General features: G+C 73.9%; 11 protein-coding genes. 4 read left to right on the top strand and 7 right to left on the bottom strand.

The annotated features are described in order from the left end of the window. Positions 1-74 precede the first annotated feature (74 nt). The 6 genes from DCS98_RS23815 to DCS98_RS00600 form a co-directional block, all read right to left on the bottom strand. A complete protein-coding gene (locus DCS98_RS23815; RefSeq protein ID WP_164704306.1) occupies positions 75-1,481 on the bottom strand; it encodes a hypothetical protein in 1,407 nt (468 codons plus the stop codon). A gap of 153 nt (positions 1,482-1,634) precedes the next feature. Continuing rightward, positions 1,635-2,084 carry an acyl-CoA dehydrogenase family protein gene (locus DCS98_RS23465; RefSeq protein WP_241036978.1) on the bottom strand — a complete coding sequence of 150 codons (450 nt, stop codon included), beginning with the start codon at positions 2,082-2,084 and terminating at the stop codon, positions 1,635-1,637. Between the two features lie 23 nt (positions 2,085-2,107). Continuing rightward, positions 2,108-2,848, bottom strand: a complete 741-nt coding sequence (locus DCS98_RS23460; RefSeq protein ID WP_241036977.1) for an acyl-CoA dehydrogenase family protein — start codon at positions 2,846-2,848, stop codon at positions 2,108-2,110. Between the two features lie 16 nt (positions 2,849-2,864). After that, positions 2,865-3,719 carry a MaoC family dehydratase gene (locus DCS98_RS00610; protein ID WP_116449429.1) on the bottom strand — a complete coding sequence of 285 codons (855 nt, stop codon included), beginning with the start codon at positions 3,717-3,719 and terminating at the stop codon, positions 2,865-2,867. Position 3,720: 1 nt separating this feature from the next. After that, positions 3,721-5,073 (bottom strand): 3-oxoacyl-ACP reductase, encoded by a 1,353-nt coding sequence (locus DCS98_RS00605; RefSeq protein WP_116449428.1) that lies wholly within the window; start codon positions 5,071-5,073, stop codon positions 3,721-3,723. Positions 5,074-5,115: 42 nt separating this feature from the next. Continuing rightward, the gene (locus tag DCS98_RS00600; protein ID WP_116449427.1) at positions 5,116-6,426 is read right to left on the bottom strand and encodes an acetyl-CoA C-acetyltransferase; all 1,311 of its coding nucleotides are present in this window, start codon (positions 6,424-6,426) and stop codon (positions 5,116-5,118) included. 65 nt (positions 6,427-6,491) lie between these two features. On the opposite strand from DCS98_RS00600, the gene DCS98_RS00595 reads away from it, so the two are divergent. From DCS98_RS00595 to DCS98_RS00585, 3 genes are all read left to right on the top strand, one after another. After that, positions 6,492-7,208, top strand: coding sequence for a TetR family transcriptional regulator (locus DCS98_RS00595; RefSeq protein ID WP_116449426.1), 717 nt, complete (start codon positions 6,492-6,494; stop codon positions 7,206-7,208). Further along, positions 7,205-9,259 carry an acyl-CoA dehydrogenase family protein gene (locus DCS98_RS00590; RefSeq protein ID WP_116449425.1) on the top strand — a complete coding sequence of 685 codons (2,055 nt, stop codon included), beginning with the start codon at positions 7,205-7,207 and terminating at the stop codon, positions 9,257-9,259. Before DCS98_RS00595 ends, DCS98_RS00590 begins: the two co-directional genes overlap by 4 nt. A 105-nt stretch (positions 9,260-9,364) precedes the next feature. Further along, positions 9,365-10,069, top strand: a complete 705-nt coding sequence (locus DCS98_RS00585) for a trimeric intracellular cation channel family protein (RefSeq protein ID WP_116449424.1) — start codon at positions 9,365-9,367, stop codon at positions 10,067-10,069. A 5-nt stretch (positions 10,070-10,074) separates the two neighbouring features. Here the strand turns inward: DCS98_RS00585 and DCS98_RS00580 are convergent, their stop codons facing one another. After that, positions 10,075-12,807, bottom strand: coding sequence for a SpoIIE family protein phosphatase (locus DCS98_RS00580; protein WP_116449423.1), 2,733 nt, complete (start codon positions 12,805-12,807; stop codon positions 10,075-10,077). A gap of 183 nt (positions 12,808-12,990) precedes the next feature. Between DCS98_RS00580 and DCS98_RS00575 the strand changes: the two genes are divergently transcribed. Next, positions 12,991-14,088: an EAL domain-containing protein gene (locus DCS98_RS00575; RefSeq protein WP_116449422.1), complete on the top strand. Its 1,098-nt coding sequence runs from the start codon at positions 12,991-12,993 to the stop codon at positions 14,086-14,088. Positions 14,089-14,132: the final 44 nt, after the last annotated feature.

Genomic DNA, 14,132 nt, shown 5'->3' with positions numbered 1-14,132 from the left:
CGATCCCGTTCCACATCCCGCGGCCGGGGGAACCCGGAGGCAGCCCCCGACCGCAGTGCGGGCAGGCGGTGGCGTCAGGCAGCCGGGCGCCGACGGCGGGCGGCGCCCACGAGGCCGACGCCGACGCCGACGGCGGCGAGCCCGAGGACCGCGGGAACCGACACGTCCGCGCCCGTGGCGGCCAGGCGCCGGCCGTCCGCGGCTGTCAGCACGACGTCCATCCGCAGGAAGTGCGGAGCCCCGTGGGCGTCCAGCCCGGTGGCGACCAGGGAGTGCTTCCCGGCCGCCAGCCCGGCGGGCAGGGTGACCTGGGCCGAGAACCTGCCGGAGGAGTCGGCGGTGACCGATCCGATCTTCTGCGGTGTCGAGTACACGTAGAGGTCGACGAGGGAGCCCGGCGCGTAGCCCGAGCCGGTCAGCGTCAGCTGCTGGCCGGCGGCCACGCTGCTGACCGCACCCCGCGAGGTGCTCAGCGGGCCGTCCGCGGCGGGCACCGTGGCCGGGGCCGGGACGGCGGAGGACGAGGGCGGCGTGGACGTCGTCGAAGGTGTGGGCGTGGGGGTCGCGGCGCAGGGGACGTACGTCCCGCGGGCGTAGCCGACCCAGTTGTCCGCCGGGTCCATGTTCCGGTCGATCCAGCTGTCCGGGGTGTCCACGACGGCAGTCGCGAACGACGACCCGGCGCCTCCACCGCTGCCGTGCGTCCCGTCCGACCCGCCGGAGCCACCGCCGAGGACCCCGCCGCCACCGCCACCGGCGCCCGCCGGCCCGTCGCCGCCCAGCAGGGCGGTACCTGCCTCGCCGGGGGTGCCGGTGGCGCCGTTCACCGGCGCACCGCCCGAGCCGGGCGCACCCGGGTGGGTGCGCTCCCGCTCGCCGTCCCCGGGACCGCCACCGCTGATCGCCGGACCGGTGGGGCCGGTGTACGGCGGGATGTAGTACGCCGTGCCCTCCGGCCAGTCGACCGCGTCGCCACCGTTGCCGCGGGTCCCGGCACCGCCACCGCCGGCCGCGACGAGGAGCAGGGGCGCGTCGACGGTCGCGCCGCTGCGCACGATGGTCGCGCCGCCTCCCCCGCCGGCGCCGGCACCGCCGGAGCCGCCGGACGGCCGGGTGCCGCTGGCGCCACCGGCGCCCGCGTCGGTGGTCCCCCCGGCGACGCTCCCGCCCTTCTGGCCGGGCTGGATCATCAGGGTGCTGCCCGGTACGACGGTGGTCCGGACGTGCATCGCCATCCCGTAGAGCCCGTAGGTCGCGGGCTGGCCGCTCGTCCCGGAGACGTTGCCGCCGATGGCGCCGGCGATCTCCCAGTCCACGGCGCAGACGGTCGAGGGGATGGCCACCGTGCGGTCGACGGCACCGGTCACGTCGATGTCGTAGGTGGCGGCGCGGGCCAGGCCCGGGACGAGGAAGGTGGACAACCCCACCGTGCCCGCGGCCAGCAGGCCGGCGGCACGACGGGGGAAGGACGCGGCCAGCACGCCGGACTCCCATTCTCTGGGTGCCCGGGGCGCCGGGCGCGAGGCCCGGGTCCGGGCTCACCCGACATTGATCACGACCGCTCGTCCATTACGGACGGACTGGAGCCGTTGCGCAGCGCAACGTGATCGAACAGTTACGGAACGCCCTGGTCATCAGCGGATGTGGACGCCCGAGATGGTGCGCGCGATGACCAGCCGCTGGATCTCGGACGTGCCCTCGAAGATCGTGTAGATCTTCGCGTCCCGCGCCATCCGCTCCACCGGGTACTCCCGCGTGTAGCCGTTGCCGCCCAGGATCTGGATCGCCCGCTCGGTCACCCGCACCGCCGTCTCGCCGGCGACGAGCTTGCTCATCGAGCCCTCGGCGGAGGTGAACTGCTGGCCGGTCCGCGCCATCCACGCGGCCCGCCACACCAGCAGCCGGGCGGCGTCGATGGAGGTCTTCATGTCGGCGAGCATGAACGCGATCGCCTGGTTCTCGATGATCGGCCGGCCGAACTGCACCCGCTGCTTCGCGTAGTCCAGCGCGTACTCGTAGGCCGCCCGGGCGACGCCGACCGCCTGCGCGCCGACTCCGGGCCGGGTGCGCTCGAACGTCGCCATCGAGGGCTGGGTGCGGCCGCTCCTCACGCCCTCGCGTGCCCGCGCCAGCCGCTCCTCGAGCTTCTCCCGCCCGCCGAGCAGGCAGTCGCCGGGGATCCGGCAGTCCTCGAGCACGACCTCGGCGGTGTGCGAGGCGCGGATCCCGTGCTTGAGGACTTCTGCCCCTGCGAGATGCCCTTCGTCCCCGGCGGGACGACGAAGCTCGCGTGGCCCCGCGCCTTGAGCTCGGGGTCGACGACGGCGGTGACCACGTGGATGTCGGCGATGCCGCCGTTCGTGGCCCACGTCTTGGTGCCGTTCAGCACCCACTCGCCGGTCGCCTCGTCGTAGACGGCGCGGGTGCGCATCGCGCCGACGTCGGAGCCGGCGTCGGGCTCCGAGGAGCAGAAGGCCGCGACCTTCGGCTCCTCGACCGTGCCGAACATCGCCGGGATCCACTGGCCGACCTGCTCGTCGGTGCCGTTGGCGCGGACCGAGGCGGCAGCCAGCGTGGTGCCGACGATGGCCAGCCCGATCCCGGCGTCGCCCCAGAAGAGCTCCTCCATGGTGATCGGGATCCCGAGGCCGGACTCGTCGAACCACTGGGTGGCGAAGAAGTCGAGCGAGTACAGCCCGATCTTCGCCGCCTCCTGCAGCACGTCCCACGGGAAGGCCTCCCGCTCGTCGTACTCGTGCGCCGCAGGGCGGACGACGTCCGCCGCGAACTGGTGCAGCCACTTCTGCAGCTCGACCTGGTCCTCGGTGAGGTCGAAGGACACGGGCATCGGGCGGCTCCTCGGGCTACAGCGGGCGGATGGTGCCGACGACGTGCTCGGTGCCGCTCTTCTGGTTGCGGACCGCGAAGTCCCAGCCGCCGTTCTCCTGCGCCGTCGACAGGGTGACCGTCGAGGGCAGGAACAACGGCTTGCGGAAGCTGACGTCGAGGCCGATCGCGTCCGGGAGGCGGCCGGCCAGCGCGCCGAGCACGCGGGCCTTGACCCACATGCCGTGCGCGATCGCCCGCTTGAACCCGAAGGCCTTGGCCGTGAGCCCGGACAGGTGGATCGGGTTCACGTCGCCGGAGACCTTGGCGTAGCGGCGGCCGGCGTCGTCCGGGATCCGCCAGGTGGCGGCCACCCGCTCGAGGTCGCCGACGACCACCTCGATGTCGGCCTCGGGCGCCCCCTCGGGCGCCTTCGCGCCGCGGGCCAGATACGTCGACGTCGACCGCCACACCTCCTCGCCACCGGCCGAGACCGTGGCGCGCAGGTCGACCGCCGCGCCGCTGCGGTGCTGGGCGAAGTTCTCGGCCCAGACCTCGAGGTCGAGCGGCTCGTCGGCGCGGATCGCCCGCAGGACGTCGATGCGGTTGCGCACGTGCACCAGACCCGGCAGCGCCAGGGGGAACGAGCGGTCGCTCATCAGCGCCATCTGCAGCGGGAACGTGAGCATGTGGGGGTAGGTCGCCGGCAGGACGTCGTCCAGGGGCAGCCGGCAGACCCGGGTGTAGGCGGCGTGGTGCGCCGGGTCCACCTCGACACCGTGGCGCGCGAGGTGGGTGTCCGGCAGGCCGCCGCCCCGCCCGAAGGCGGTGACGGCGGCCTTGGCGTAGAGCTGGGCCAGGCTGGGCGCCTGGTCGAGCACGGTGACGGCCACGTCAGGCGCCCAGCATCGACTGACCGCAGACCCGCACGGTCTGGCCGTTCACGCCGGCGCTGCCCGGCTGGGAGAGCCAGGCGATGGTCTCGGCGACGTCGACCGGCAGCCCGCCCTGCTGCAGCGAGTTGATGCGGGAGCCGACCTCGCGGGTGCCGAAGGGCATCTTCGCCGTCATCTCGGTGACGATGAAGCCCGGCGCCACGGCGTTGATGGTCGCGCCGCGCTCGGCGAACTGCGGCGCCCACGCCCGCACCATGCCGATGACGCCCGCCTTGGACGCCGCGTAGTTGGTCTGGCCACGGTTGCCCGCGATCCCCGACTGGGAGCTGACGCAGACCACCCGGGCGTCGGCGTTGAGCACGTCGCTGTCGAGCAGCGCCTGCGTGATGTCGAGCTGCGCCTGCAGGTTGACCGCCATGACCGAGTTCCAGCGGGCGGCGTCCATGTTGACCAGCAGCTTGTCGCGGGTGATCCCGGCGTTGTGGACGACGACGTCGACCCCGCCGTGCCGCTCCCGCAGGTGCTCGACCAGGCGCTGCGGCGCGTCGTCGGCGGTGATGTCGAGCTGGAACGCCGTCCCGCCGATCTCGTTGGCGACGGCGGCGAGCGAGTCACCGGCGGCCGGGATGTCGACGGCGACCACGTGGGCGCCGTCCCGGGCCATGACCTTCGCGATGGCGGCGCCGATGCCCCGGGCGGCGCCGGTGACCACGGCGACCTTCCCGGTCAGCGGCCTCTCGTCGTCCGCCGCGGCGGGGATCTCGGCGGCGGACACGCTCATGACCTGGCCGTCGACGTAGGCCGAGCGCCCGGACAGGAAGAAGCGGACCGGCGACGCGATCGACCCCTCGGCGCCCTCCGGCACGAGGACGAGGTTCGCCGTCGACCCGTTGAGCAGCTCCTTGCCGATGGAGCGGACCAGTCCGTCCAGCGCCTGCCGCGCGGCCGCCTGGGCCGGCGAGTCGGCGTCCGACGGCGGGTCGGCGAGGATCAGCACCCGGCCGGTGGCGGCGAGGCGCTTCACCGCCGGCGCGAGGAAGTCGTGGGCGCTGGCCAGGTCGGCCGGGGTGCGCAGGCCGGTCGCGTCGAGGATCACCGCGGCCGGCTTGGGACCGTCCGTGGCGCCGTCGGCGGTGACCGGCGACTGCACGTGCACGCCCTCGGCCTGCAGCAGCTGGGTCAGCGCGTCGCGCAGCCGCCCCTCCCCCGCCGAGCCGATGACCGCCGGGCCGGGCAGCAGGGGCTGCCCGGGCTCGTAGCGGCGCAGCACGGCCGGGCGCGGCAGCCCGAGCTGCTTGGTGATGGTGGTGCCGAAACCGGAGTTCGCGAAGTCGCGGTACCAGTCGCTCACGTGATGCCTCTTTCCCGCTTTTAGTACAGAAAGCTGGTCGGGTCAGGACTCGAGGATGGCGACGACGCCCTGGCCGCCGGCGGCGCAGATGGAGATCAGGCCGCGCTTGCCGGGGCCCGCCTCGTGCAGCTGCTTGGCCAGCTGCGCCACGATCCGGCCGCCGGTCGCGGCGAACGGGTGCCCGGCCGCCAGCGACGAGCCGTTGACGTTGAGCTTCGACCGGTCGATCGAGCCCAGCGGCTTGTCGAGGCCGAGCTTGGTCTTGCAGAAGTCGGCGTCCTCCCAGGCCTTCATGGTCGAGAGCACGGTGGACGCGAACGCCTCGTGGATCTCGTAGAAGTCGAAGTCCTGCAGCGAGAGGCCGTTGCGGGCCAGCATCACCGGCATCGCGTAGACCGGCGCCATGAGCAGGCCCTCGCCACCGTGCACGTAGTCGACCGCGGCGGTCTGCGCGTCGACCAGGTGGGCGAGCACCGGCAGGCCGTTCTCGGCGGCCCACTCGTCGGAGGCCAGCAGCACGGTCGAGGCGCCGTCGGTCAGCGGGGTCGAGTTCGCCGCCGTCATCGTGGCGCCCTCGCCCTTGCCGAAGACCGGCTTGAGCTTCGCCAGCTTCTCCACCGAGGAGTCCGGGCGCAGGTTGTTGTCCCGGGAGAGGCCGAGGAACGGCGTCACCAGGTCGTCGAAGAAGCCCCGGTCGTAGGCGGCGGCCATGTTCTGGTGCGAGCGGACGGCGAGCTCGTCCTGCTCCTCGCGGCCGATCTCCCACTCCTTCGCGGTGATCGCGGCGTGGTCGCCCATCGCCAGGCCGGTGCGCGGCTCGGCGTTGCGCGGGATCTCCGGCACGAGCTGGCCGGGACGGATCTTCGCCAGCGCCTTGAGCCGGTCGGGCAGGGTCTTCGCGTTGTTGAGCGAGATCAGCACGCGGCGCAGGTCGTCGCCCACGGCGAGCGGGGCGTCGGAGGTGGTGTCCACACCGCCGGCGATGCCGGACTCGATCTGCCCGAGGGCGATCTTGTTGGCGACGAGGACGGCCGCCTCCAGGCCGGTGCCGCAGGCCTGCTGCACGTCGTAGGCCGGGGTCGTGGCCGACAGCTTCGAGCCGAGCACCGACTCGCGGGTCAGGTTGAAGTCGCGCGCGTGCTTGAGGACGGCGCCGGCGACGACCTCGCCCAGCTGCTTGCCCTGCAGGCCGTAGCGGGCGACGAGCCCGTCGATGGTCGCGGTGAGCATGTCCTGGTTGGACGCCTGCGCGTACGCCGTGTTGGACCGGGCGAACGGGATCCGGTTGCCGCCGACGATCGCGGCCCTGCGAGCAGGGGTGGGGCGCGTCGCGGGCTTCGCGGTGTCAGCCATCGGGACCTCCTGTGTGATGTACGACCGGTTGGCCGGTACTCAGAGTACGCGGTACTGTTCGTTACATGAAAGCCGAGACGGTGAGACGCTCGTCGCAGGCTGGTGCACTGCCCGACAAGATCGCGCACGCCCGGGACCGCCGCGACTCGAGATGGGACGAGCACCGGCGTACGCGCAGGGAACAACTCGTCCAGGCGACGGTGGACGCCGTCGCCAGGCACGGCGCGGGCGTGGGCATGGACGAGATCGCGGCGGAGGCCGGCACCAGCAAGACCGTCGTCTACCGGCACTTCACCGACCGCACCGAGCTCTACGTCGCCGTGTGCACGCGCGTGGCGTCGCAGTTGCTGCCCAAGCTGCGCGACGCCATCGAGAGCAGCGACAAGCCGCGCGAGATGGTGGCGGCGGCGATCGACACCTACCTCGGCTTCCTCGAGGCCGACCCCGAGCTGTACCGGTTCGTCGTCCACCAGCAGACCCTGGACCGGCCGGCCGACAGCGACCCGATCAGCAGCCTCTCCGACCTCGTCGGCGAGCAGGCGGCCGCGATCGTCGGCCTCGCCCTGGGCCGCTCCGGCCACGATCTGCGCGCCGCGGCGCCCTGGGGGCACGGCGTCGTCGGCATGGTCCGCTCGGCCGCCGACTGGTGGCTGCGCGCCGGGCGGCCCATGCTCCGCTCCGAGCTCACCGCGCACCTGACCGATCTCGCCTGGGCCGGCCTGTCCGGCGTGGTGGCCCCCGCACGGACCAACCCTGCACCGACCAGCAAGGAGGAGAAGTGACCAGCACCGTTCCCACGTCGGTCGACCCGGGGAAGATCCGCGAGGTCCTCGACGGCCGATGGGCGCACGTCCGCCGCGACGCGCGCGAGAACCTCGACGACCCCGACTTCCTGCCGGTCTACGGCGAGACCATGCAGGAGGCCCGCGAGCGGGTGACCCGCGCCGCCAAGAAGCTGGCCGACTCCGGCCGGGTCGGGCTGGGCTTCCCGAAGGAGTTCGGCGGCGAGGCCGACTCGGGCGCCTCGGTGACCTCGATCGAGATGCTCGCGTTCGGCGACCTCTCCCTCATGGTCAAGGCCGGCGTCCAGTGGGGCCTGTTCGGCGGGGCGCTGGAGCTGCTCGGCACGCGCCGGCACCACGAGAAGTACCTGCGCGACGTCATGAGCTTCGACCTGCCCGGCTGCTTCGCCATGACCGAGACCGGCCACGGCTCGGACGTCCAGCAGCTGCGGACGACGTGCACCTACGACCCCGAGACCGAGACGTTCGACCTGCACACCCCGCACCAGGCCGCGCGCAAGGACTACATCGGCAACGCGGCCAAGGACGGCCGCATGGCCGTCGTCTTCGCCCAGCTGGTCACCCGGGGCGAGAACCACGGCGTGCACGCCTGGCTGGTCCCGATCCGGGACGCCGAGGGCAACCCCTGCCCCGGCGTGACGATCGGGGACGACGGCCCGAAGGCGGGCCTGCCCGGCGTCGACAACGGCCGGCTGAGCTTCGACCACGTCACGGTTCCGCGCGACATGCTGCTGGACCGCTACGGCCAGGTCGTCGCCGACGGCACCTACACCTCGAGCATCGAGAACGAGACCCGCCGCTTCTTCACGATGCTCGGCACGCTGGTCCGCGGTCGGGTCAGCGTCGGCGGCTCGGCGTCCTCGGCCACCAAGCTCGCGCTCGACATCGCCGTCCGCTACGGCAACGTGCGCCGGCAGTTCGCCGCGCCCGGCGAGGACCGCGAGATCGTCATCAACGACTACCTCGTGCACCAGCGCAAGCTGCTCCCGGCGCTGGCCAAGACCTACGGCCTGCACTTCGCGCAGAGCACGCTGGTCGAGACGATGCACGACGTGCAGACCGCCGTCCACGTGCACGGGCAGGAGGTCGACGAGGCCGCGCAGCGCGAGCTCGAGTCCCGCGCCGCCGGCCTCAAGGTCGCCCAGACCGGGCACGCGACGGCGACGATCCAGATGTGCCGCGAGGCGTGCGGCGGCGCGGGCTACCTGCAGGAGAACCGGCTGCCGCACCTCAAGGCCGACACCGACGTCTTCACGACGTTCGAGGGCGACAACACCGTGCTGCTGCAGCTGGTCGCCAAGGGCCTGCTGACCGGCTACCGCGACTCGTTCGGCTCCCTCGACGGCTGGGGCCGCGTGGGCTTCGTCGCCGACATGGTCCGGGAGACCGTCCTGGAGCGGACGGCGGCCCGCGCCCTCATCGCCCGGCTCGTCGACGCCCTGCCCGGCCGGGACGACGAGGACATCCCGATGCTCGAGCGCGGCTGGCAGCTCAAGATGTTCGAGTTCCGCGAGAAGCACAGCCTCGAGGGCGCGATCCGACGGCTACGGAAGAACTCGACCACCGAGGGCATGGCCCCGTTCGACATGTTCAACGACGTCCAGGACCACGTCCTGAAGACGGCGCAGACGCACATCGACCGGATCGTGCTGGAGTCGTTCGTCGCCGGGGTCGACCGGACCGAGGACCCCGCCGCCAAGGCCCTCCTCGACAAGCTGTGCGACCTGTACGCGCTGTCGACGATCGAGGCGGACAAGGCCTGGTTCCTCGAGCACGGCCAGCTGACCGCGGCCCGCGCCAAGCTGCTGACCAGCACCGTCAACCAGCTGCTCAAGGAGCTGCGGCCGCACATCACCACGTTGGTCGACGCGTTCGCCATCCCCGCCGAGTGGAAGGCCGCGCGGATCCTCGAGGAGGAGGACGACCGGCAGGAGGCCATGGCCGCGCGCGACGCCGAGCTGCGCGCGCAGAACGCCGAGGGCACCCCGGACGGCACCGCGACCGCCGTGGAGGTCCCGCCCGGCCAGTGAGCCGGTCTGCGCGCAGTCGTGCTCTGCCCACCCCGAGGGGCAGAGCACGACTGCGCGGCGAGCCCTCTGCCGGCGGTCCGGCCGGGCCACGGACAATGGCCTCTCGTGGAGATCGTGGCTGCGGCCGAGGCACTGCGAATCCCGGCCGCCGTCGACCTGGCCGCCATCGTCATCGGGGCGCTGACCGGCGGGCTGCTCGCCGCGCGGGAGGGGTTCGCCGTCTCGGGCGTCCTGCTGCTCGCCGTCACCGGCGGCCTCGGCGGCGGGCTGATCCGCGACGTCCTGCTGGGCGCCGTCCCGCCGGTGGCCATGACCAACCCGGCCTACCTGCCGACCGTGTCCATCGCCGCGGCGGTCACCTTCTTCTTCTCCGGCTGGCTGTCCCGGCTCACCGGCCTGCTGGTGGTCCTGGACGCCGTCACCCTCGGGTTCTTCACCGTCATCGGCGCCCAGAAGGCCCAGCTCGCCGGCCTCCCCAGCGCCTCCGTCGTCTTCATCGGGACGGCGACCGCGGTCGGCGGCGCGGTCATCCGCGACATGCTGCTCGCCCAGCGCGCCGACATCGTCGAGCCCGGGCCCTACAACGCCGTCGCGGCGATGATCGGGGCCTCGGTCCTGGCCGTGCTGGCCGGCCCGCTGGAGCTGGACCCGCTACCGGTCGCCGCCGTCGTCATCCTGCTGGTCGCCGCGCTGCGGGTGCTCTCGGTCTGGCGCGGCTGGGAGGCGCCGGTCGCCGTCGACCTGCCCCTGCACGCCCGCAACCGGCTCGGCCGGTGGCGCCGCAAGGACGGCGGGCTGCCGGGCAGCTGAGGACGTCAGCCGCGCGGCGCCAGCCGGACGGCGAGCACCGCGACGTCGTCCTCGGCGTCGGGCAGGACCAGGCTCGCCAGCGTGCGGTCGCACAGCTCGTCCAGCGGGAGGCCGGCCGCGTCGGCCAGCTCGGCGACCAGCGCCTCGGTGCCCGCGTCGATGTCGCGGTCGCGCCGCTCGACCAGCCCGTCGGTGTAGAGCAGCAGCGTCGTCCCCGGCTCGAGCACCTCGATGTGGTCCTCCCGGGCGCTCTCCGGGGAGACGCCGAGCAGCAGGTCGGCCGGCTTCGGGTCGAGCACCGTCACCTCGCCCGAGGGGCTGATGAGCATGGCCGGCGGGTGACCGGCGTTGGCCCAGCGCAGGACCGTCCCGTCTCCCTCGTCGTCCCGTTCGAGGCGGGCGACCATCGCGGTGGCCATCGTGTCGAGGGCGAGCCCGTCGACGGCGCGGTCGACGCGCCGGAGCACCTCGGCCGGTGAGCCGCCGCTGGAGAAGCTGATCCCGCGCAGCAGGCCGCGCACCTGGCCCATGGCGGCGGCGGCCCGGGTGTCGTGGCCGACGACGTCGCCGATGGCGAGCACCGGCTGGCCGCCGCGGTCGAGGAAGGCGTCGTACCAGTCGCCGCCGATCTCGGCGCCCTCCGCTGCGGGCACGTAGCGGACGACGATCTCGACCCCGTCGATCACCGGGGGCTCGGTCAGCATGCTCCGCTGCAGGGCGTCGGCGAGCGCGCGCTGCTGCCCGAAGAGGCGGGCGTGCTGCAGCGACAGGCCGGCCCGCAGACCGATCTCGACGGCGGTGTCCACCTCCGCCGCGCTCAGCGGCTCCCGGCCCACCGCGTTGAACAGCCCCATGACGCCCAGCGACTGCCCGCGCGCGACCAGCGGGACGATGGCGGCCGACGCCACGCCCAGCCGGTCCAGCGCCGCCCGGACGTCGGCGTCGGGCAGCGCCCGCTCCAGGTGCGCGCGCTCCATCTCCGGCATCACCACCGGACGGCCGGTGGCGGCGACGACCCGGGCGGCGGACTCCTCGGTCATCACGGCCACCATCGACCGCACGTACGCGTCGAGCTCCTGGCGGCGGCCCGGCTCCGCGTGCGCGGAGGCCATCCCGTTGAGCCGCCCCTGCTCGTCGGTGACCAGGATCCAGCACCAGTCGCTGAGCGTGGGCACGACCAGCTCGGCCAGCTGCTCGATCTGCTGGTTGATCTCCAGGGTTCCGGAGAGGACCCGCCCCGCGTCGGCCAGCAGCTGGACCTGCCGGTTGGCCTCCACCATGGCCGCGACGGCGGCGGCGCGCTGGCCGTCGGCCTGCAGCCGCGACACGCTCAGCGCGATCTGGGCCGTGAGACCGTCGAGCAGCTCCAGGTCCTCGTCGGTGAAGTCGTGGTCGGTCGTCCAGGTCGCCACGAAGCTGCCGAGCACCCGGCCCTCCACGACCAGCGGCAGGGACGCCAGGGAGTGGATGCCGAGGATCCGGGTGATCTCGGCCATCGCCGGGAAGCGCTCCGCCGCCTCGGCGGCGGACCGGAGGAGGACCCGTTCCCCGGTGCGGGCGGTGTACTGCGTGGGCAGCACGTCGTCCAGCTGCACCTCGACCCCACCGACGGGCAGCGCCTCCTGCGTCTCGGCCTCGACCGTCTCGATGAGCCGCTGGCCCAGGTACACGCGCAGCGCACCGCCGCCGTCGAAGACGGCGACACCGCCGGACTCGGCGCCCAGCACCTCGGCGCCGCGCAACGTGATGTCGGCGAGCTGGGCGATGCCCGCCGCGTTCGCGGCCTGGGCGGCCACCTCCGCGATCGCCGCGGCGCGCTGGATCGCGGCCAGCCGGGACGCCGACTCCTCCCGCGCGTCCGTCACGTCGAGGACGGTGCCGAGGATGCGCGTCGGCACGCCGTTGGGGTCGACCAGGACACGGCCGCGGGACACGGTCCACCTGATGCCGCCGTCCCCGGCCCGGACGACCCGCAGCTCCACCGTGTACTGGGCGCGGGCGTCGATGGCGGCCTGCATCGCCGCCTGGGCCGCCTCGAGGTCGTCGGGGTGGACGTGCTCGGCGAACAGGCGGTCCATCGGCAGGTTGACCGCGCCCTCGTAGCCGAAGATCGCCGCGCACCGCTCGTCCCAGTCCATGACGTCCCGGAGCAGGTCGACCTCCCACGTCCCGACCGAGCTGGCCTCGAGGGCCACGTCGAGGCGGGCGAGGGACGTGCCGATCGCCGTCCGGGCGGCGCTCAGCTCCAACTCCGCCACCACGGAGGCGCCCAGCTCGTCGAGCAGGTGGGTGGCGTCCTCCGACCACGTCTGCGGGAGTGCGTCGTACACCGCCAGGACGCCGATGACGTGGCCGGACTCCGCCACCAGGGGCGCACCCAAATAGGCGCCCACCTGCCCGGACGTGACCGCCGGCAGCCCGGCGACGCGCTCGTCCGCGGCCGCGGAGTCGATCCGCAGCGGCGTGCGCTGGCGCACCGTGATCGCCGAGAGCGCCCCGGTCAGCAGGGCGGGCCCACCGATCACCCCCGGGGGCAGGCCGAACCCGCCGACGACGGTGTCCTGGTCGGTGAAGATGGTGACCTTGGCGTGGGCGACGCCCGCCAGCCGCGCGGCGAGAGCGGACAGCCGGTCGTAGGCGGCGGGGCCGGACACCTCGGCCAGCAGCCGGCGCGCGGCGGCGATGCGGTGCGGATCGCGCAGCGGATCCGGGTCGGGGCGGACGGGTGCATCGGGCATTGCCGGGCGACCCCCTCGCTCCTGCGTCCCTGCGCGACCGGTCGGGCGCTGATCGAGGGTAATGCTGTCACGGCCGCACGCCCCTGCCCGCGCGGCGCCGATGGCGACCCCACGGCCTCCCCCCTGCGGGTGACCGGCGGCACAGCAGGTCAAGCAGCGGCCCGCGCGGGCCGATGGGACGACATGCTCGGCACGCGCACGGCGCGCCTCCCGGACTGCCGTCCGCTGCTCGCCGACCCCGACGACCTGACGCTGGTCTTCCAGCCGATCGTCGATCTCGCGGGTGCCACCATCGCCGGCTACGAGGCCCTGGCCCGGTTCCCGGGCGCCGCCGGGCCCGACGTCTGGTTCGCCGCGGCCGCCGAGGCAGGCGTGGCCGCGGAACTGGAGGCGCTCGCCATCCACAAGGCGCTGGCCGCCGTCCCCGCCCTGCCGCCGGACACCTTCCTCACCGTCAACGTCAGCCCGCACATCCTCGGCTCGGCGCCCGTGCAGGACGCCCTCGCCACCCGCCCCGCGCTGCACCGGGTGGTCGTCGAGCTGACCGAGCACACCCCGGTCCACGACCTGGCCGCCCTGCGCCGGCAGACCGAGGAGCTGCGCGCCCGCGGCGCCCTCATCGCCCTCGACGACGCCGGCAGCGGCTACTCCGGGCTGCAGCAGCTCGCCGTCCTCCGGCCGCAGGTGGTCAAGCTCGACCGCGCCCTCGTGAGCGACGCCGACACCGATCCCGTCCGCGTGGCCCTGGCCGAGATGCTGGGCGAGTTCGCGGGACGGATCGACGCCTGGCTGCTCGCGGAGGGCATCGAGACCGCCGCCGAGCTCGCCGCTTTCGCCCGGCTCGGCGTGCCGCTGGCGCAGGGCTGGCTGCTCGGCCGGCCGACGCCCGGCTTCGCGCCGCTCGCCGAGGACGTGACGGAGCTGGTGCGGGCCCAGGTGGCGCGGGCGCGGCTCACCGACACCGTCGCGGGGCTGGTGCGCCCGGTCCGCCAGCACGCCCCCGACGAGGAACTGCCCGTCGTCCCGCCGGTGGTGCTGCTCGGCCCGCAGGGCGAGCCCACCGCGATGCTGCTGCACGACCCCCGCACCCACGAGGTCTACGAGGCCCCCGTGTCGCTGCGGGTGCACCCGACGACCGACGTCACCGAGACGCTGCAGCGGGCCCTGACCCGGCCGCCCGCCGTCCGGTTCGACCCGGTCCTGTGCACCGACCCCTCGGGCCACGTGCTCGGCCTGCTCCGCATCGAGGACCTCGCCTCGGCCGCCCCGCGCGGCCGCTGACCGCCCAGACCCCCGGCCGCCCCCGCGACCGGTCGCACGACCCT

Source organism: Blastococcus litoris (genome assembly GCF_003075095.1).
Taxonomy (GTDB): Bacteria; Actinomycetota; Actinomycetes; order Mycobacteriales; family Geodermatophilaceae; genus Blastococcus_B; species Blastococcus_B litoris.
This window is presented reverse-complemented; position numbering and strand designations above follow the sequence as displayed.